Source organism: Rothia sp. HMSC064D08, assembly GCF_001809525.1.
Lineage (GTDB): Bacteria > Actinomycetota > Actinomycetes > Actinomycetales > Micrococcaceae > Rothia > Rothia dentocariosa.
In genome coordinates this window covers 92,876-113,432 of record NZ_KV797900.1, presented here as the reverse complement: position 1 = coordinate 113,432, position 20,557 = coordinate 92,876, and the positions used below count along the sequence as shown (strand labels likewise).

General features: G+C 53.3%; 17 protein-coding genes. 9 read left to right on the top strand and 8 right to left on the bottom strand.

The window, feature by feature from the left end:
• The first annotated feature begins 79 nt into the window (after window positions 1-79).
• Window positions 80-4,519, top strand: a complete 4,440-nt coding sequence (gene hrpA, locus HMPREF2625_RS07275) for an ATP-dependent RNA helicase HrpA (protein WP_070523481.1) — start codon at window positions 80-82, stop codon at window positions 4,517-4,519.
• A gap of 89 nt (window positions 4,520-4,608) precedes the next feature.
• Here the strand turns inward: hrpA and HMPREF2625_RS07270 are convergent, their stop codons facing one another.
• Together HMPREF2625_RS07270 and HMPREF2625_RS07265 are read right to left on the bottom strand one after the other, a co-directional pair.
• The gene (locus tag HMPREF2625_RS07270) at window positions 4,609-4,869 is read right to left on the bottom strand and encodes a Txe/YoeB family addiction module toxin (protein WP_013398864.1); all 261 of its coding nucleotides are present in this window, start codon (window positions 4,867-4,869) and stop codon (window positions 4,609-4,611) included.
• A 2-nt stretch (window positions 4,870-4,871) separates the two neighbouring features.
• Window positions 4,872-5,126: a type II toxin-antitoxin system Phd/YefM family antitoxin gene (locus HMPREF2625_RS07265; protein ID WP_048751938.1), complete on the bottom strand. Its 255-nt coding sequence runs from the start codon at window positions 5,124-5,126 to the stop codon at window positions 4,872-4,874.
• Window positions 5,127-5,479: 353 nt separating this feature from the next.
• Between HMPREF2625_RS07265 and HMPREF2625_RS07260 the strand changes: the two genes are divergently transcribed.
• Window positions 5,480-5,896, top strand: coding sequence for a hypothetical protein (locus HMPREF2625_RS07260; RefSeq protein WP_246826743.1), 417 nt, complete (start codon window positions 5,480-5,482; stop codon window positions 5,894-5,896).
• A gap of 119 nt (window positions 5,897-6,015) precedes the next feature.
• Window positions 6,016-6,654, top strand: coding sequence for a hypothetical protein (locus HMPREF2625_RS07255; RefSeq protein WP_070523475.1), 639 nt, complete (start codon window positions 6,016-6,018; stop codon window positions 6,652-6,654).
• A 68-nt stretch (window positions 6,655-6,722) separates the two neighbouring features.
• On the opposite strand, the gene HMPREF2625_RS07250 is transcribed toward HMPREF2625_RS07255, so the two are convergent.
• Genes HMPREF2625_RS07250 through HMPREF2625_RS07230 form a run of 5 tightly spaced genes read right to left on the bottom strand, consistent with a single transcriptional unit; the run spans window position 6,723 to window position 13,410 of the window.
• A complete protein-coding gene (locus HMPREF2625_RS07250) occupies window positions 6,723-6,986 on the bottom strand; it encodes a type II toxin-antitoxin system Phd/YefM family antitoxin (RefSeq protein ID WP_070523472.1) in 264 nt (87 codons plus the stop codon).
• 59 nt (window positions 6,987-7,045) lie between these two features.
• A complete protein-coding gene (locus HMPREF2625_RS07245; protein ID WP_070523468.1) occupies window positions 7,046-7,645 on the bottom strand; it encodes a hypothetical protein in 600 nt (199 codons plus the stop codon).
• 8 nt (window positions 7,646-7,653) lie between these two features.
• Window positions 7,654-8,628, bottom strand: a complete 975-nt coding sequence (locus HMPREF2625_RS07240; protein ID WP_070523465.1) for a hypothetical protein — start codon at window positions 8,626-8,628, stop codon at window positions 7,654-7,656.
• Between the two features lie 27 nt (window positions 8,629-8,655).
• On the bottom strand, window positions 8,656-12,042 hold the full coding sequence (locus HMPREF2625_RS07235; RefSeq protein WP_070523462.1) for a bifunctional [glutamine synthetase] adenylyltransferase/[glutamine synthetase]-adenylyl-L-tyrosine phosphorylase: 3,387 nt from the start codon (window positions 12,040-12,042) through the stop codon (window positions 8,656-8,658).
• A 27-nt stretch (window positions 12,043-12,069) separates the two neighbouring features.
• Window positions 12,070-13,410, bottom strand: a complete 1,341-nt coding sequence (locus tag HMPREF2625_RS07230; RefSeq protein ID WP_004004410.1) for a glutamine synthetase family protein — start codon at window positions 13,408-13,410, stop codon at window positions 12,070-12,072.
• Between the two features lie 478 nt (window positions 13,411-13,888).
• Between HMPREF2625_RS07230 and HMPREF2625_RS07225 the strand changes: the two genes are divergently transcribed.
• From HMPREF2625_RS07225 to panB, 4 genes are all read left to right on the top strand, one after another.
• Complete coding sequence (locus HMPREF2625_RS07225) at window positions 13,889-15,541, top strand: hypothetical protein (RefSeq protein WP_070523459.1); 1,653 nt, start codon at window positions 13,889-13,891, stop codon at window positions 15,539-15,541.
• Window positions 15,542-15,606: 65 nt separating this feature from the next.
• A complete protein-coding gene (locus tag HMPREF2625_RS11065) occupies window positions 15,607-15,915 on the top strand; it encodes a hypothetical protein (protein ID WP_246826742.1) in 309 nt (102 codons plus the stop codon).
• Between the two features lie 174 nt (window positions 15,916-16,089).
• Complete coding sequence (locus HMPREF2625_RS07220; RefSeq protein ID WP_246826741.1) at window positions 16,090-17,139, top strand: hypothetical protein; 1,050 nt, start codon at window positions 16,090-16,092, stop codon at window positions 17,137-17,139.
• A gap of 98 nt (window positions 17,140-17,237) precedes the next feature.
• On the top strand, window positions 17,238-18,161 hold the full coding sequence (panB, locus tag HMPREF2625_RS07215) for a 3-methyl-2-oxobutanoate hydroxymethyltransferase (RefSeq protein ID WP_070524432.1): 924 nt from the start codon (window positions 17,238-17,240) through the stop codon (window positions 18,159-18,161).
• Between the two features lie 107 nt (window positions 18,162-18,268).
• Here panB and HMPREF2625_RS07210 read toward each other — a convergent pair whose 3' ends face one another.
• Entirely contained in the window at window positions 18,269-18,463 is a 195-nt protein-coding gene (locus HMPREF2625_RS07210) for a hypothetical protein (protein ID WP_013398853.1), read from the bottom strand.
• Between the two features lie 228 nt (window positions 18,464-18,691).
• Between HMPREF2625_RS07210 and map the strand changes: the two genes are divergently transcribed.
• Complete coding sequence (gene map / locus HMPREF2625_RS07205) at window positions 18,692-19,588, top strand: type I methionyl aminopeptidase (RefSeq protein WP_070523455.1); 897 nt, start codon at window positions 18,692-18,694, stop codon at window positions 19,586-19,588.
• Between the two features lie 124 nt (window positions 19,589-19,712).
• Window positions 19,713-20,504, top strand: coding sequence for a polyphosphate--glucose phosphotransferase (gene ppgK, locus HMPREF2625_RS07200; protein WP_172461400.1), 792 nt, complete (start codon window positions 19,713-19,715; stop codon window positions 20,502-20,504).
• The last annotated feature ends 53 nt before the right edge of the window (window positions 20,505-20,557 follow it).

Genomic DNA, 20,557 nt, shown 5'->3' with positions numbered 1-20,557 from the left:
TGCTCCAAGATTACACAAGACTTCGCCGAAAGCACGGCTTTCTTGGGCACCAAATACAGAAGAGTAAACTAGTAACAATATGTCTGAGCAGAAACCCACCGAACACACAGATACTCCTAAGACCGCTCGAACCGCACCCAGTATGGCGAGCATGGCGGCTGCCATTCATGCGGCGCCGATGCGCGCACCTCAAAAGCCAGCGCGCACATCCCAAACATCCGATGAGAAGCCTGATGATACTTCCACGGCAGAGTCAGGTGCAAAGCGGGATATTTCCCACAAGAATTCCTCACGTAAAAATAACGCTTCACGCCCCAAAAACCCGCAAAAACGCGAACGCCGCAAGAGCCACCGGGACCGGCCCGAACAGCGTCCCTACACCCCGCTGATTCCCGCTGTGATTACTTATCCCGAAGAACTGCCCGTCAGCGAGCGCCGCGAAGACATTAAGACGGCTATTCGTGATCATCAGGTCATCATTGTTGCTGGCGAGACCGGCTCGGGTAAGACCACGCAGCTGCCTAAGATGTGCCTGGAACTCGGTCTTGCCGAGAAAGGCATGATTGGGCACACCCAGCCGCGCCGCCTTGCCGCGCGTTCGGTGGCGGAGCGCATCGCCGAAGAGCTGGGGCAGAAAATTGGTGAGACCGTGGGTTACCAGGTGCGTTTCACCTCTGAGGTGGGCGAGAACAGCGCCATCAAACTCATGACGGACGGTATTCTGCTCGCCGAAATTCAGCACGATAAGCTGCTGCGCAAGTATTCCACGCTCATTATTGACGAGGCACATGAGCGCAGCCTAAATATTGATTTTATTTTGGGGTATTTGAAGCGGATTCTGCCGCAACGACCTGATTTGAAGGTAATTATTACCTCCGCAACCATTGATCCTGAACGATTCGCGAGGCATTTCGCACCGAGTTTCGTGCCAGGTAAGGGTGTGGTAGACGATTCTCTCAGCGATGAGGAACGTGAGCTTGCCGAGCAGATTCTTCCCGATGATGCTCCCCCGATTATTGAGGTCTCAGGGCGCACCTATCCGGTGGAGATTCGCTACCGCCCGCTCGATGGGGACGACTACGCTGATGAAGATGAAGGCGACGAAGACCGTGACCCAACCGATGGAATCCTTGCCGCCGTTGAGGAGTTGTCAAAGGAAGCACCCGGCGATATCCTGATTTTCTTCTCGGGCGAGCGCGAGATTCGTGATGCTCACGATGCTTTAGAGTCTTTGGTTGCCAAGTCCCCACGTATGAACTATGAGGTTCTGCCGCTGTATGCGCGTCTGTCGTTAGCAGAACAGCACCGCGTGTTTACGCCGGGGAGTCGGCCGCGCATCGTGCTGGCGACGAACGTTGCGGAAACTTCGCTGACGGTACCGGGTATCAAGTATGTGATCGATACCGGTACTGCCCGCATTTCGCGGTATTCGGCGCGCACGAAGGTGCAGCGTCTGCCGATCGAGCGGATTTCGCAGGCGAGCGCGAACCAGCGTTCGGGGCGGTGCGGTCGTGTGAGCGATGGTATTGCGATTCGGCTGTATTCTGAGGACGATTTCGCGTCGCGCAGCGAGTTTACCGACCCGGAGATTCTGCGCACGAACCTGGCGGCCGTTATTTTGCAGATGATTGCGATCGGCGTGGTGCGTGAGCCCGGCGATATTGCGCGGTTCCCGTTTGTGCAGCCGCCCGCATCACGCGCGATTAATGACGGCGTGAATCTACTGCGTGAGCTTGGGGCGCTTTCTGAAAAACCGGCGCGCACGGATAAGAGGGGGAAGCATCATCGTGCTACCTCGACGCTGACTGCTACGGGGCGTGCAATGAGTGCGTTCCCGGTCGATCCGCGCTTGGCGCGCATGATTATTGAGGGTTCGCGCCGTGACTGTGCTAAAGAGATGATGGTTCTTGCCGCCGCTTTGACGATTCAGGATCCGCGTGAACGCCCGGCTGAGGTGCGTGGCACCGCCGATGAGATGCACGCCCGTTTCACGGACGATAAATCTGATTTTTCGTCGTTCCTGCTGCTGTGGCAGTACATTAATGAGCGCCAGGCTGAGCTTTCCTCTTCGCAGCTGCGAAAAATGTGCCACCGCGAGTTTATTAACTTTTTGCGTATTCGTGAGTGGCAGGATCTTTTCGCTCAGCTGCGTGAGATGGGGCGCACCGCGAATATCCGCGTGTCGAACGGGCGCGATATTGACGCATCGGGGCGTGAGGTTGAGATTCATAAGAGCCTGCTTTCGGGTCTGCTCTCGCATGTGGGCGCTAAAGAGGAGCGTGAGAAAACCTACGGCAAAGCCCCGCGTGGTCCGCGCGAATATCTGGGGGCGCGCGGCACAAAATTCGCTATCTTCCCAGGTTCAGGGCTTTTCAAGCAGAACCCCGATTGGGTGCTTTCTGCCGAGCTTGTAGAGACTTCCCGGCTGTGGGCACGCACAAACGCCGCGATTGAGCCGCAGTGGGTTGAAGAAGTGGGCGGGCACCTGCTGAAGAAGCAGTATTCCGAGCCGCACTGGTCGGCAAGCCGAGGTGCCGCCGTGGCGTATATGAAGGGCACCCTGTACGGGTTGACGATTTATGCCGACCGTGCTGTGCAGTATTCCCGGGTAGATGCCGCCGCTGCACGTGAAATTTTTATTCGTTCCGCCCTGGTGGAGGGCGACTGGCGCACCCAGCACAAGTTCTACAAGCGCAACCTGCGTGCCCTGGCTGAGGTTGAGGAGCTTGAGGCTCGCCTGCGTCGTCGCGATCTGCGAGTGGATGACGCCGTGCTTTTCGAGTTCTATAATGCGCGTATCCCCGAGTATGTAACGGACGTTCGTTCCTTCGATAAATGGTGGAAGCACGCACGTTTAGAGAACGATAACCTGCTCGATTTCAACCCGGAAAACCTTATTAATGAGGATGCCGCCGATTATGACGATTCGCAGTTCCCGCGCCAGTGGGTGCAGCGTACCGACGGCGGCGAACTCACCCTGGATTTGCGGTACGAATACGCCCCGGGTGCGGGGTTGGGCAGTGCCCGCACGGATGCGGCAAAGCGCGACGGCGTGGCGGTTCAGGTACCGATTCTGTTCTTGAACCAGCTGACCCCCGAGCCGTTCCGCTGGCAGATTCCGGGGATGCGCCATGAACTTTTAACGGCACTCATTAAATCGCTGCCGAAGGCGATTCGCCGTAATTTTGTGCCCGCCCCGGATGTTGCACGCATGGCGCTGGAGTCTTTAGAGGCGGACTACTCCCCCGCGACTGACGAGCTTCTGCCCTCGTTCGCGCTGGTGCTGCGCCGTCTGCGCGGCGTGGTGGTTGAGCCGGATGCCTTTGATTGGGACTCCGTGCCGGATCATCTGAAGTTCACGTTCCAGGTGCGCGATGCCCGCAATAAGATTCTGGGCGAAGGCAAAGATATTCGTGAGCTGCAGCAAAAACTTCATGCGCAGATCCGCTCAGCCCTGGCAGATTCGCTGGGCGCTTCGGAGGATACGGTGGCGAAGATGGCGGTGCTCGCGGGCGGGAACTCAGTGCAGGGGGCTTCATCGCGAACCGGTTCGGCGCAGCAGGGCGCGCAGGAAAACAGCGCAGGGTCGGGCACAAAACCCGGGAAAACCGCCGCTCAGGGTGCAGATTCTCAAGATTCTATCCGTGAAACCACGGGCCTGACCGATTTTCCTGGCGAGGAGATTCCGCGCAAGGTGCAGCGCATTATTGCAACCCAGGCGGTCAGCGGATACCCGGCGCTGGTGGACGAAAAAACGAGCGTGGGCATCCGTATTTTCCCCACCGAGGCTGAGCAGGTACATTCGCAGCGGCGCGGTATTATTCGTCTTCTGCAGCTGCAGGTGCCCTCACCTGAGCGGTATGTGAGCGATCACCTGTCGAATAAAGAGAAGATTGTGTTCACGCAGAACCCGCACGGTTCGATTGACGAACTGATTCGGGACTGCACGGTTGCCGCGCTCGACAAGCTTGTTCCGCATAAGCCCGTGTTCACGCGCGTCGAGTACCGTGAACTGTTCGAGCATGTGCGCGCCGAGCTGATCGATACCGTCTTTGAGGTTACCAAGCTGGTTGCCGAAATCCTCTCAGAGGCGGCGGCGCTGCGCAAAGCCATTAAGAAAGCAACCTCGTTGAGCACCATGCACGCCGTCTCAGATGTGAAGGGGCAGCTCGATAACCTGGTGTACCCCGGATTCGTGGCGAATACCGGGTACGATCAGTTGGTTCACCTGCCGCGCTATCTGAAGGCAGCGCAGATACGCTTGACGAAGCTGGGACCGAACCTGAACCGAGATAATCAGCTCATGCTCACGGTGCAGGATTTGGAGGATTCCTACGATTCCGCCGTTAAGTCGCTTCCCGAGGGGACTCTTATTCCCGATGCGCTCGCTCGCGTGAACTGGATGCTTGAGGAGCTGCGTGTGAGCTTCTTTGCCCAGGAACTCGGCACGGCGTACACGGTCTCTGAGAAGCGCATCGCCAAGGCTCAGCGTGAGGCGCTGGAGCAAGTGAAGAGGTAGGTTTTCGGCAGGCTCTGTCTAGGTTTTCGTTCCTCGAAGGGTTGGGTGTTGCCACAAGATTCTGAATCTTGTGGCAACACCCAACCCTTCTACGCGCCATAGTGGTATCGGCATGAAGCTATGACAATAGAGTCGTCAGTAAGCTTGTATACGAGACGGTGTTCATCAGTAATTCTGCGTGACCACCAGCCTGAAAATTGATGTCTGAGAGCTTCAGGCTTCCCTATACCTTCATTACCATTTCGCTCAACATCTTTGATCAGTAGATTAATGCGCTTGAGAACCTTCCGGTCTTGCACCTGCCACCAGAGATAGTCGCTCCATGCTGAATCGTCAAAAATAATTCTCACAACTATTCCTCAATCAGCTGATGTTCAGACCCAAGACCAGCTTCAAGACGAGAGATAGATTCCATAAGACGACGTGCATTAGCCGGGGAGCGCATAAGGTAGGCAGTCTCTTGAAGAGATTCATATTCAGACAAGGAGAGGATAACTGCTGGCTCGTGCCCCGATCGAGTAATAACAATTTCTTCACGGTGGTCTTCAACGTGGTCAAGTACTTCAGCATACCGAGCCCGAGACTCGGTGTAAGACATGGTTTTCATAAACACCTTCTTTCTCTGTACAGTATAATGTACAGAGGGCTTGATAGGAAAGCAATGAAGCTCGGTTACCATACATTTAGACCGGTTTCTCCAGTTATTTCTGCGCCAATCCGAAAGTTTTGAACACGTATGATGATGGTATGAGTTTTATCGCTACGTTGGTTCTTCTGATAGGTATTAGTGCGGGAAGCAGCTATTTTTACAGACAACATGCCGCGCGGATAAAACCTCAGCCTGATGGAACCGTCCGAGCGAAGCTGCCCGGCTGGTACATCGCGTTTGGTTATTTTCTCATTGCAGCAGGAGTCTTCTTAGCCTTTGCTTCACTTATTTTAAGTTCAGGCAGCAATCCTATGCCCCTGAACATGGCGATTGGCTTTCCTGCTATGACCTTCGGTCTTGGTATCGTGACGATTCTTATGGGTCAGCGCCAATACGTTGAAACCGGCGTGGACTATATCGAACGCCGCGCTTGGTACGGCAAAGTGACCCGAATTCCCTTCCATGAGATTGACTCGTACTCGTATAGTCCAGCGGGCCTTGGCGGTTGGCTGGTTCTTAAGACGGCGGATAGACGCAGGATAGCGTTTAACTCTCGTTTTCTACGGGGTGAACGGGTGATCGCTGCGTTGGCGTTTCGCCAGATTAATGGCCGCTGGCCCTCCCCGTATAACCAGGAGGAACAACGAGTCTTGGGAGAGGAATCATCCCTGAGAGCTGCTCAGCAGTACCTTGCGAAGACTCCGAGAGCTCGGGGCTTGCGGCGGTAACGATACGGTGCCTACAACAGCAAGAGATTTGGAGGTGGGCAAGAAAACCTTACTCTAAGATCGGTCCCGCACGTATCTGGTCTCCCCTTCCTCAGTTTTTGAACACGTATTATGGATATATGACTTTTATTATTACTGCGATTCTTCTAGTGTGTATCGGTGCGGTTAGCGGATACTTCTATAGAAAACATGCCGCGCAGGTAAAGCCTCAACCCGATGGGACGATCAGGGCAAAGCTGCCCAGTTGGTACAGATTTTGTGGTTACTTCCTCGTCGCTGGGGGAGTACTCTTTGCCTTCATCACCCCAGCTTTGATCTCGGGCAGTAATCCGATGCCTCCATATATGGCGTTTGGGGTTATTGGAATCTGCTTAGTGTTTGGCGTCTGGGCAATTCTCATGGGCCAACGTCAGTATGTTGAAACCGGTGTAGATTATATTGAGCAGTGCACTTGGTACGGCAAAGTTACCCGTATCCCTTTTCACGAGATTGATTCGTATGCGTATAGCTCAGGGCATCCCGGTGGATGGTTGGTTCTCAAGACAGCAGATAAGCGCAAGATTGCATTTACGTCCCGGTATCTGCGAGGCGAACGGGTTATGTGTGCACTGGTATTTCGCCAGATTAATGGTCGCTGGCCTTCCCCAACGAGCCCTGAGGATCAACAGGTTTTGATGCAGGAAGCCTCATTGGCAGCCGCTCCGCAGTATCTTACGGAAAACCCAATCGGTCAGAATCTAAGCGGACAACAGGTGTAACGTTCAGCAGGGACATATACATAAAGTCGCCGCCCATTTCGGGAGCGGTTTCTTTATCCAAGTGCGGTTCAAATGCCCTCAGATACAGAAACCGCTCCCGTTTTATGAATATGCTGCTCAAGCAGGGCTATCGAATCCATAAGGCGACGAGCATTCGCCGGAGAATTCATCAGGTACATAGTTTCTCGGAGTGATTCATACTCGGAGGGAGGCAGAACCACAGCAGGTTCATGCCCTGCCCGGGTAATCATGGCTTCCTCACGATGCACTTCGCCGTAGTCGAGAACTTCGGTAAATTGCTCGGCAGAACCGTTATAGGAAAAAGTTTTCATAGGGCGCTCCTCGCTATTGGGGTAAGAATAGTTCTTAAAGATGAATATCTAACGACCTGTTATCGTCTGGACGCAAACATGAAAATAGATTCTAGCAAGAGGAAAAAGAAGTGTTTCCAAAACGATCTTTTTTGCTTTTTGACCTTGAGTTTTTTAGCCAATTCCTCATAAGATTCGGGAAAACGCCCTGTTCGAGTATAAAACTTCATGTAGAGGTCTATTCCGGGGTCTACAAAAACCGTCTTGATAAATTTTGCGCTATTGCCTGATTCGTCTTCGACATACAGGAAGATATCACGCCAGTCATCTTTTCTCCACTCAAGTTCGACGACATCCTTCCAGGGCATAAACTTTTTACGTCTCCCAAACTTACGGTAGGTTATACCATTATCATGGAATTGCACAAAGGTTCGAAGAAAAAGAACTGTAAAGGTAATTGGTATGCCAGAAAAAACTGAAAGTAAAATAAATCCTTCTAAATTGTTTCTACCAATCTCTTTAATAACTCCTAAAAGACCCATATATCCCAGATACCCTATTAGAACAGAGAATATAAGCGGAACATATTGCTTAGTGTTTGGATTATACAAATAGTAGGAACGTTGTATAACCGAGAGGAAGATGCCAACAATAAGAACAATGTATAATTCAGGTTTCATATAATCTACTAGGGAAGTTGTTGCCCCTGCGGGGGAGGTACAGAAGACATGCCAGAGCCAGACTTGCAGGCACCAGAGGTAACTTTATAACCCTTCTCAAATTGTAAATATTCTCGATGAATTACATTTTCTCCCTCATTCTTCCACTTTTTACTGTTGGAGTCATACTCTCCCGTAAATACTTGAACCCCGCGTGTATCATAAGAGATAGGAAGAGCAGTAACACCTTTATCATTGGGATTTGAACTATCTTTAATGCACGACGCATACCCGCTATCATCCCAGTTTATAACACCTACAAAATCTCCAGCTAAATTGATTATAAGCATCATAACAAAAGTAGCGACTAATACACAAACTTTTAAATTTATTTTTTCATCAGTAAATATAAAAACGGCCATCATTATAAAAGGCATGCAAAGACTAAAAAAAGATATAACTAATGACATTATAAATATCCAGCATACATATTTAATCTCAACGGCTAAAAAATACAATAAAAATAAGTTAATAACTAAGCTTATTAGAAAAATAATGAGCATTACAAAAAATATACGCCGAATAGGAAAAACTTTATTCATATTCATCTCACTTTGCAGTGTATCTCTTGATACTTCTCTTACTTTTCCATACTTATTATCTCTCATTAATATGACAGAAACACATACAGGGATTATTACTATTGACACAATGATCCCAAAGGGGAAAGATATAAATGTAACCAACTTATATAGATTTCCTGTAATATAATATTGAACATATTCAGCTGCAGCTCCAACATTACCAGAAAATGTCACTGAATATGCCCTTATTAAAGTTATACACAAACACACAATCGAGAGGGAAGATATCATAAACCAATTTTCTTTAGTGAATTCAAAACTCTCTTTAAGTGATTTTAAAAAACTGTTTAGATTATTATTCTTATCCCTAAATTTATTATTCGACTTAAAATATCCTGGAATTCGCTGTTTTTTCTTCACTTTATGTTCTCCTCTAAAATTTTGTTCTTACCCCTCAAAGAAAAGCCGTTCATAAACTTTCCTGGCATTTCGGGTGACTCGTAAATAGTCTTCTTCTAATTGGCGGGCGCTGCCGGGGGTATAGCCGCTCCAGCGGGCAACCGCCTCCAAAGCATCGCGTAAAGTGGGCAACAAATCGGATTGACGCACGCCACGCAGTACATTGCCGCCGCGAATCTTGGTCGCCAACAGCCACGCATCCCGCAAAACTTCGGCGTCCTCGGCAGCCACTAAGTTAGCCTGAACAGCAGCATCCAGCGCATCCAGAGTCGAAGTCGTGCGAAGCCCCTCAACCTTATAAGCGTGCTGCAGCTGAATCAGCTGAACCAGCCACTCCACATCAGAGAGCCCGCCACGCCCCAGCTTCAGCTGCCGGGTACGGTCCGCCCCGTGCGGCATGCGCTCATGCTCCACTCGCGCCTTCATACGCCGCACCTGCTGCGCCTGCTCCACCGTGAATTCACGCGGATACCGGTACGGGTCAATCAGCTCAACAAACGCACGCCCCAGGTCCTCAGAACCGGCGATCGGGCGTGCCCGCAAGAGCGCCTGAAACTCCCATGTCTCTGCCCAGCGCTCATAGTAGGCGCGGTATGAATCCAGTGAGCGTACCAGCGCACCCTGCTTACCTTCCGGGCGCAAATCCGCATCTACCTCAAGCGGGCGTTCAGCACGAATCGCAGGGCGTACAGGCTGTTTAATCAGCTGCATCAGGTGATTCACAATGCGGTTCGCCTGCGCCTGGGCTTCTTTCTCATCGGCTCCCTCCACGGGGCGGTGCACAAACATCACGTCTGCATCCGAACCGAAGCCGTTCTCGGCGCCGCCCAGACGACCCATCGCAATTACCGTGATCTCGGTTAGTAGCAGGTTCCTCTGTCCCTCTTCGGAGTTCTCCCCCGTTGCCTCTTGAAAATCGTGCTGCGGTGCGCCGCTCTTATGGGGCGCAGTTTCCTCGTTGCGCTCCCCTGCGTTGATCTCTTCGCGTTCCGCCAGGGCGAGCGCCGCGCCGATGGTGCACTCGTCCACGGTCGCCAGCCCGGTGCACACCTGCTGAACGCTCAGCAGGTTCAGGGCGTCTCCCATGGCGATGCGCAAAATCTCGCGGCGGCGCAGGTACCGTACCGCGCGCATAGCGTCCGCAGAGTCCTCGTGACGTGACAGGAGCGAGGTAATTTCAGCTTTGAGAGCGTCCGCACTCAGCGGCTGCAGGTCGGCAACCTTATCAAGCCAGGTGATGGAGGTGGGCGCATCTTCCAGCAGGTCGGTAATATACCGCGAGCTTGAGAGTATCTGGCACAGCCGCTCCGCAGCGGCAGGTGAATCGCGAAGCATACGCAAGTACCAGCTCGTGGTGCCCAAAGACTCTGAGACCAGGCGAAACCCCAGCAGCCCGGCGTCTGCATCCACGCCCTCAGCAAACCAGCCCAAGAGCACGGGCATCAGATGCCGTTGAATCTCAGCGCGGCGGCTGATCCCGTTGGTGAGTGCTTCAATATGCCGCATGGCTCCGCGCGGGTCGCGGTAGCCGAGCGCAGCCAGACGGTCCTGCGCCGCCTGGTCGGAAAGCGCCACTTCATCGCGGCTCAGCGTTGAAACTGCGGCCAGCAGAGGGCGGAAGAAAATACGTTCGTGCAGGGAACGCACATTGCGTTTGAGTTTCTGCCAAGCTTTGAGCATCTGCTCAGCCGAGAGTGTTCCCATACGTTCGGCGGGCACCAAGGAACGGGCAAGAGCGCGCTGTTCCCCGGCGCGATCGGGCATCAGGTGGGTTCGGCGCAAGTGCATAAGCTGAATGCGGTGCTCCAGCAGACGCAACTTCTTGTAGTCGCGTGAGAACGCTTCGGTATCGGCGCGGCTAATGTAGCTGGCACGGGTGAGCGCGGCGAGCGAATCCAGGGTAGATTTGGTACGCACAGCAGGGTCGGTTCGCCCGTGCACCAGCTGCAAAAGCTGAACCGTGAACTCGACATCACGCAGACCGCCGGGGCCGAGCTTTATTTGACGTTCCAGCTGGGCGGCAGGAATATTATCGGTCACGCGGGCGCGCATAGCCTGCACAGATTCCACAAAGGAATCCCGAGCGGCTGACTCCCACACGAACGGCTCGATTGCGCGTGCGTATTTTTCACCCAAATGCGCAGACCCAGCAATTGGTCGGGCTTTCAAAAGCGCCTGAAACTCCCAGTTCTCAGCCCAACGCTTGTAGTACCGCACATAGGATTCGACGGTGCGCACCAGCGGCCCGTCCTTGCCTTCGGGGCGCAGGTTCGCGTCCACCTCCCACAGCGGCGGTTCGGAGGCAGGCGCCATGATCGCTTTCGTCAGCGCGTGTACCAGCTCAGTACCGATCTGGGCGCAGTCCTGCTCGGTGAGGGGTTCTACTCCCTCGGGCAGTTCACTGGCGGGAACGGGTGCTATCACATACACCACGTCTACATCAGAAATATAGTTCAGCTCGCGCGCCCCGCATTTGCCCATACCGATAATCGCCAAATCCAGGGCATCTACGGATGCACCCCGAGCAGGTGCCGAGCACAGTCCACCGCCCAGCCCCTCGGCAACCTCGGTGCGGGCTATCGCAAGCGCCCCTTCCAGCGCAGCAGCGGCAAGATCAGCAAGATGCCGCCCAATCGTAGGCATAAGTTCCACGGGATCGGGCGAACACACATCAACAAGCGCAATTTTCGTGAGTGCGGCACGGTACGCCACACGTAGTGCCGTATACCCGTCTTTACCCGTCATCTCACGTGATGCGCGCGGTCGCTCATCGTCGGGGTTTGCACCCACCGCTTCCAACAGCTCCGTGCGGTATGCGGTTGCCAGCGGGGCTGTAGGCTCATCAATATCGTCGAGCTTTTTACCCCCGGCAGTGCCGCTGTACCCGCGAATATGCGGGGTTTCCTCAACATCGTGCGGGTCTATCTGCGGCTCGATATCCTCCGCCTGAATAGTGCTGGGCTCTTGAGTGGCGATGAGCTCAGGTTCAGAGTCTAGCCCGTGGCTGTCGAGAACATCGTCGATCAAATGCGGGTTGCGGTACAGAAAATCGCCCAACGCCTGCGAAGAGCCCAAAAGCCGGAACATGCTAAATTCGGCATCCCCGCGGTTCGCGCGCTCCGCCGTTGCGGGGTGCTTTTCGATAAGCCTCACCAGCGAAGGTAACGCGATATCCGGCGAGGGTGCCCAGCGCAGCCCGGCAAAGAGAGCATCCGTATTGACCTGGGCGAGTTCGGGGGAATCAAGCCAGCGCTCGCTCTTTGCGGCATCGTAGAACCCAGCGGCGACCATGCGCTTGCGCCTGCGTGCGTGTTCTTGACGTTCCGCATCCGCCGGTACCGCCGCTGTTCCTTCAGTAGGTTGCTGCTCTGGCATGGTCCCCTCCCGAAACTCGCCTATCCGCTAGAGAATCCCCAGATTATGCTTGAGCTCGTACGGAGTGACCTGCGCCTGGTATTGTTCCCAATCGGCACGCTTATTGCGTAAGAATTGTTCGAAAACCTGCTCCCCCAGAGCCTCTGCCATGAACTCGGAGTCCTCGGTACGGTTAATAGCCTCACGCAGAGAAGCAGGCAGCGGGTTGTAGCCCATAGCGCGGCGTTCTGCGGTTGTCATGGCGGCGAGATCTTCAGTTACGGCAGGCATGAGCTCATACTCGTGCTCAATACCTTTGAGCCCCGCAGCGAGGATGACCGCATATGCCAGGTAGGGGTTCGAGGCCGAATCAAGCCCTCGGTATTCGATACGCGCCGCCTGCATCTTATTCGGTTTATAGAGCGGTACGCGCACCAGCGCCGACCTGTTATTGTGCCCCCATGAAACGTAACTGGGTGCTTCCCCCCCGCCCCACAGCCGCTTATATGAATTGATGAACTGATTGGTGACCGAGGTAAACTCCGGGGCATGCTTGAGCACCCCGGCAATAAAGTGCCGCGCCGTCTTTGAGAGACGATACTCAGCCCCGGCCTCGAAGAACGCGTTAGTATCGCCCTCAAAAAGCGAGAAATGGGTGTGCATACCGCTGCCAGCATATTTGGTGAAAGGCTTGGGCATGAACGTTGCGTAAAGATCCCGCGTGTACGCAACCTCTTTAATAACGGTACGGAACGTCATCACATTATCGGCGGTCTGCAGGGCATCAGCATGGCGCAGGTCGATCTCGTTCTGCCCGGGACCAGTTTCATGGTGGCTAAACTCCACCGAGATACCAACCTCTTCAAGCATGGTCACCGCCTTGCGACGGAAATCCTGTACAATCCCTCCGGGAGTGTGATCAAAATAGGATTCATAGTCTACCGGTACCGGAAAACCATCATCACCCAGCTGAGCAGATTTGAGCAGATAAAACTCAATTTCAGGCGACGTATAGCAAGTGAATCCCATCTCAGCCGCTTTGTTGAGGGTTCGCTTGAGTACGCCGCGCGTGTCGGATGCGCTCGCCTCACCATCGGGTGTAAGAATATCGCAGAACATGCGGGAGGTATGGTCTTCAATCCCGCGCCAAGGCAATATCTGGAATGTGGAGGGATCGGGTTGAAGCAGCATATCGGATTCGTACACGCGCGAAAGACCCTCAATAGAGGAACCGTCAAAGCCGAGCCCTTCCTCGAAGGCGCTTTCAACCTCAGCTGGGGCCAATGCCACGGATTTGAGGGTTCCCACCACATCGGTAAACCACAGCCGAATAAAGCGAATGTCGCGCTCTTCGATGGTGCGCAGTACAAATTCCTGTTGACGGTCCATAGATATCTCCCTGTATTCCGGGCGGTAGCTGACTCGGCGGTGAGTGATGCCGTGCTCACGCATATGTTGGTGCCGCAAGACGCGAGTGCGCTGGCACGGTTTTATGTCTCTTTCTAGACTATCGGTTTCTTCCCGCAAACGCCTGATGTTCAGGTTTCGTTTATGTAAATTCTGTGGGTCAGGTAGGCGGGTGTAGCTCAGTTGTTGTATGTTCCGCGTTTTGCCTACCCTTGAAAACTGAACTATAAAAGCCAGCTTCGGGCTAAAAAGTTAGATCTGCGGCGTTCTCGACCTAAAGCCAGCTTCTTATGTAGACAGTAGTTTATTCCCCCAAAATTCACGTTCAATTCACGCTAACGGGCGCTAAGCTGTCCGGCGAGTCGCCTAAGATAGAAGTTATTGGGTGACTCCCATCACTTCAAAGTTTTGCGGACATCCCAACCACGAAATCACTGAATACGTTCCAGAGGAAATACACATGAGCATTGCAGAAATATGCAGATTGATAGCTATAGCGTTCATGTACATCGTATGTTTTATCGTTTTAGGAATTCCTGTTCTCATTTTCGCTGGATTTATCGTATGCGCCCTTCTAGCTATACCCCTCACGCCAATCCTATGGGTCATAGACAAGTTCCGGAACCGAAATCCTACCCCGGTTCCAGAGACTCCCAAAAACCCGTTTAAACTCGACGAAATTACCTGGGCTCTATCGCCTCGCCAACTGCGCGACCGGCATGAACTGTACGTACGGTGGGCGCATCGTATTTACCTCAATATCGCTATCCGCCCTGATACCCTCAAAAAACCCACGTTGGACGATGCCTACTCTGAAGCTGTCCGTGTTGACATTCTGCGAGCTTACACGGCCTTGAACAGATATGAATACGCGCTAGATGCTAAATCTTCTCAACCGCAGAAACTCCGTCAGGCAAGTACCGACGCTCTCGGATACTCTCGAGGTGTTATACGTCAGACAGGTTTGATACTTGGAGATTGGAAAGAACCGCGAAATATATCCGCAAAAATCTTTAAAGGGCAAGAAACTAAGGTACAAGAACTTTGCGGCATCCGTGATGAAACCGAACAGCATCTTTCCACCGCACTATCGCAGCATAAGAACAGTGATTTTCCCCAACAGATTGCTTGTGCGGTGCTTGCCGCCGCAACACAGGTTCTAGAGGCAGCGCAGCATAAACTCGCCGAACATCCGCATATTCGCGGGGATGCGGCACGAACTTACCTGCACCACGAAATTCAACGTGCAATATGCGGCGTTAGGACTATATTGACGGCGCTGCAAGAAGCCCTTGATGCATGCGAGGAATACTGCCGTGCCGCCCCCGAAGCGCAGACTGCCGTTGAACTTCTTGAAGGGGCGCAACACGGAGCCGAAGAACGCCGCAACCGTTTTTATCGGCAAATTGTTAGCCACCGTGCCGAACAGCTCGAAGAACTCCTAGCGACAACCGGCAAGGCACCCGCTGATCTGTCACAAAGTCAAGGGCATCGAGACCGCATAACGAGCTTTTGCGTAGATCTGCTTACGGAGGTGAAGCCGGTACTTTCAGAGGAGTCTTATACACGCTGCGAGCGCCTTATTCAACGCCTATGCATAACGCAGATACGACGCGAATACGGTTACACAAAGCTCCTTCTTGCTGGGGAATACGCGCCGCTGAACGCACATGAGCTCTGCGCGGCTATGCTGAATCAGTATGCTTGCCAAATACTTCTGGAGGATGAAGATGATCTATCGGGCTCTTTAGAGTACCTGGTTAATCTGGTAAAACAATTACGGCATACGCGAGAGGAAATGCTGCAAACATATGACGGCTACTTCCCCGATATGACACCAGATTCCCCAAGCCAAAAACGGTTTGTGACGGCGCTAAGCTACGAGCTTCTTGTATCTGACACCGAAATGTATGCGGCATATGACGAATGCCAGCGTATGCTCGAACGCGATAAGCGCAGCAGACTGCAGCCCGATTCAGAGGAATATCATTACTGGATGCTGCAAAACCCTAGTTGGTTTTATCATTCCCTGTATAAGGATGACTTTTTTGTACCCTGGCATAAGGTGTGGGAGGAGCCAGACTGCCCACGACCGGACTATCTGAAAGTCTGATACTCGGTTCATCACATCGTATAAAGTGGCGAATCTGCCCTTCGTAAAACCAGGAAGGAATAATTGTGGAGTATCTTATTTTCAGCGGCGCCTTCATGCTCGTTATGTTCAGTATCATCTGGCTTATTTCTTATATTTCTTCTTTCAAAGAGCCCTGTCCTTTACCCAATGGAGTCTATGAGCCCGAGTTTATCGTGGCCGATCCGTATGCGCTCTCGGCAGTAGCACTCTCTCCCCAAGGGTTCGCCCCTGCCAACGCTCACCCCTCAATTTTCGAGCTATCGCAGGCGGAACTCATGCACAGATGCACCGCCTGGTACCGCGAAGCTGTATACGCCGCCCAATATTTTCAGCTGCTACGAGAACGGGCGTAGATAGCCCAAGTTCGAGTCAGCAAAGCCGTCAGTCGTGACTATCTGGAAGATACCGATAGTTTCATCCAGAATATGCACTCTGTATATTATGCTTTCGCGACCACAGTGCACAGAGACGATCAAGCCCTCAAAAACGCCGTAGCACAGTCTCTCAGCTGTTCCTTCGGAGTGCTCTTGAGCATTGCCTATTTGCCCGTTCCCGAAAGTTATCTCACCGATGAAAAACTCGCGCATATCGCCGACCGTGCTCGGGAGCACCAACAGGCTTTATCGCGCCAAATTCACGATCTTGAGACACGCTATCCAGCGATCACCTCATTCCCATTTGATGTACTACATAGGCACCTTCGCCTAGCCCAAACGCTGCACGAGAATACACACCATGAACGATATCTCCAAGGTGCCCAGACTATTTATCGACACCTCACTCTGTTCACGGATGCATTCGACTCTGCACAATCACAGCTGAGCCCAACGCTGAAAACCCTTGAGCGTCTGCTTCAGCAGATTGATATTGACCACGCATCAGAGCATTTTCAGACACTTACCGAATATCGTGCAAGGCTCACCGAGCTACAATCGGCGGTGCCATCACAAGACCCCATCACCGTGCTAGTACAGGCAACGCAGCTTACTCTCGATATTGTCAAAGCTCTCGGATACGCATTTTCCGCAGACACTAAAAACGATGCGCGAGCCCTCCTGAGCACCACTACCGAAACACTTATCTCTGCTAATCTAGCCCGCACCAACGTGTACACACTCGGTCACCTTCTGCCTATAAGCCCAGAGCTTCGCGCCGCCCTCTCTCAGGCACATGTTCAGGTACCCCAACTCTACGAGATGATGTCGCTTAGCCAGATGGTCCGCGAGTGTGAACGCCTCATGAAATCCGCATCTGCGCTGCACCATCGCGCCCGCACTGAATATCACGAAAAATTCTCAGCTTTTACGCATGAAGAAATTCTCTCGACTGTAACGGAGGCTCTGACCCGGTCTTCAGCCGAACTGCAAGCCCAAGCACAACACTGTCTTGAACAATTCCAATGCGATGCGCTCGCCGCTGAGAAACGAGACTCCGGTACCGACCCACTCGTGTACTGGCCCCCTGCTCTCACACAGGATACCGTTTTCCTCTTCCACGCAGAACGTCACGGTTGGCGCTGGGGCTGGCGAAAATCCCTTGTCAGAGGTAATTACTCTCCATTACGTGCCCTGTACTAACCAGATGATGGGTGTTTTGGTATGCCATAGCATCAGGCGTTATCTATCAGCGAACCGTTCCCCAGCAATACCGGAGCAACCACGATAAAATAGACCCCATGAGCGAGAACGAAAACGCCCCTTACGCACCATCCGCGTCTGCCATATCTACACAGCACCCGCACAACGCGACGAGCGCCGCCCCCACGGGAGCCGGAGATAAGCCTTTCAGCCTTGAAGAGGTGAAAAAAGTGCGTACCCTCCATCTCGCGCAGGCTAAAGCTGCGGGCGAAAAGTTCTCAATGCTCACCTGCTATGACTTCTTAACAGCCCAGATTTTTGACCGCGCGGGAATCGATATGCTTCTTATCGGTGACTCCGCCGCTAATGTCGTCTACGGATATGAGTCCACTCTCACCGTTACTCTTGACGAGATGATTCCGCTCGTAGCCTCAGTAGCACGCGGCGCATCCCGCGCTATGGTGGTCGCCGATCTCCCCTTCGGCAGTTACGAGCAGTCTCCCGCACAAGCGGTCGCATCGGCGGCGCGCCTCATGAAAGAAGGCGGGGCACACGCTATCAAAATCGAGGCCAACGCCGCTATGACCGAGTGGGTTCGCGCCATAGTTCGTGCAGGTATTCCGGTTGTCGCACACGTCGGCTTCACCCCACAGTCGGAACATGCTCTCGGCGGTTTCCGAGTGCAGGGCCGCGGCGAAAAAAGCGACGCCGTTGTTGCGGATGCACGCGCCCTCGCCGAAGCTGGCGCATTCTGTGTGCTTCTTGAAATGGTGACTACAGAGACCGCGCGCCGCGTTGATCAGGCGGTGGGCGCAGTTCCTACTATCGGTATTGGCGCAAGCAACGTCACTACCGGTCAGGTGCTTGTCTGGCAAGACGCTATGGGAATGCGCGAGGGCAAACTCCCCAAGTTCGTCAAACAATTCGCGCAGATCGGTTCGCTTCTTGAAGATGCGGCACGTACCTACCGCGCCGAGGTGCGCTCGGGCGAATTCCCCGCCCAAGAACACACTTTTGAGTAGAAATCCTCTCAGAAAAGCCGCCTTAGGGAGCAGCGGAAAATCTACAAAGCACAAGAGCCAGCCTCACACACGGTGAGTCTGGCTCTTAAGATTTGCGCGGAAATCGGCTAGTCCTGATTGTCCCATTCTTCATTACGCTTCTGCGCTGTTTCCATGGCCTTTTCTGCCTCTTCGCGTGTCGCATAAGGACCCCACAGGTGGGTAATCTTGCTTTGCTGCCCTTCTTCTACCTGCCCGGTAAAGGTGTTGTACCAGTACTGCACCGGGTGTGGGCCTGGGGTGACATTGTCGGTAATACTCATTATTCTCCTTCAGCATGCCTGCGCTTTGGTGACAGAAAACTACGCAGGTTCTTTATGTCCTTCACGGTAGCACCTTTTACATCCTCATGCGCCGTCTTTCACCAATTTTCGTCAACTTTAAGGCCCTGCGCACGCATGATGAAAAATATTCTGCGTATATGGAAAAAGGTTCGGGTTTTGTATGGGGTACCTAGCGATACACCTGTGTTCTGCCGGTAAGATAATTTTATGGCTACTTCTCATAATCTTCCCGCAGAACCGGGTGCCGCGCCCATAGGGTGCCTGACCCCCGGAGTTGTCACCCCCATGCGCACTGTACCGGCAGATATTGTTCGCCCCGAATACGTGGGTAAGAAAACCCCCAATGAGGGCAACGACTCAAATATGTACACCCCTGAAGAGGTTGAGAGAGTACGTGCAGCGGGTAAGGTTGCTGCAGGCGCTATTGTGGAAGCGGCAAAGATTGCCGTCCCGGGCACGACAACCGATCAGATCGATGTGCTGATCCACGAGTATATTTGCGATCACGGTGCCTACCCCTCCACCGTGGATTATCGCGGCTACCCGAAATCGGTATGCACCTCGCTGAACGAGGTGATCTGTCACGGCATTCCCGACTCCACGGTACTTGAGGACGGCGACATCCTAAACCTTGACGTCACCGCATACCTTGATGGAATGCACGGCGACACCAATAAAACTTTGCTGGTGGGTAATGTCGATGAAGAATCCCGTCTGCTGGTAGAACGTACTGAAGAAGCCCTCAACCGCGCGATGAAGGCGGTTAAACCAGGCCGTCAAATCAACGTTATCGGTCGCGTGATTGAAAAATACGCGGCGCGTTTTGGATACGGTGTAGTGCGTGACTATACCGGGCACGGCGTGGGGCGCGAATTCCACTCGGGCCTTATTATCCCGCACTACGATGCGGCACCCGCCTATGATATGGAGATCAAAGAGGGCATGATCTTCACCATCGAACCCATGCTGACACTCGGCACGATCGAGTGGGATTTGTGGGATGACGATTGGACTGTGGTCACCCGCGATCGCAAACGTACCGCCCAATTTGAGCACACCATGGTTGTCACAGCAGACGGCGTGGATGTTCTCACCCTGCCTTAGTTTTTCTCCCAATAACACAGACACGACGAAAGAGAGACCTATGAACGAGACTACTGCTGCAATTCCTCCGGTCGAAAACTCGGTAGAATACGTCGATGTTCCGGCGCCCACCCCCAAAGACCTGATGATCGGTATTGATATTGGCGGTACCGGTATGAAAGGCGGTATCGTCGATCTGCGAACCGGTAACCTGGTATCCGAGCGTTTTCGTATTCCCACCCCGCAGCCAGCAACCCCACAGGCTATCGCACAGGTGGCACGCCAGATTGTTGATGAGCTTCAATCACGTGAGATAGCGCCAGAGCCTTATTCTGCCATCGGCGTCGATTTCCCCGCCGTCGTGAAGAATGGTGTGGTTTTCTCAGCTGCAAATGTTGATCCCGCCTGGATTAACACTAACCTTGAGCAGCTCATCAGTGACGCCCTGGATTCAAGGACTGTTTACGGCATTAATGATGCTGATGCCGCCGGTCTTGCCGAAGCCACCTACGGGCAAGGACGAGACAAGACGGGGCTCATCGCCGTTATCACCCTGGGAACCGGTATTGGTTCCGCCCTAATTAACAACGGGGTTTTGGTGCCGAACACCGAACTCGGACACCTTGAAATTGACGGGTATGATGCGGAATCCCGCGCATCCGCGCGAGCACGCGAAGTTCATGATCTTTCGTGGAAGAAGTACGCTAAAAAGCGTCTGCGCCGGTATTTCCAGCATGTTGAAGCGTTGTTCTCCCCCGACCTTTTCATTATTGGTGGAGGCATCTCAAAGAACCCCGAGAAATTTATGCCCTACTTCGAGGACGAGATTCGCACTCCTATGGTGATGGCGACTCTGCGCAATAATGCTGGCATTGTGGGTGCTGCGCTTTGGGCTGGCGGAATGCCTTCCGAACGTCAGCGGCGCGGCGAACTCTAAAGCCTGTAAAACTTCATAAAGCGCGAGCAGATAGTATTTTGACGAGCAGATAG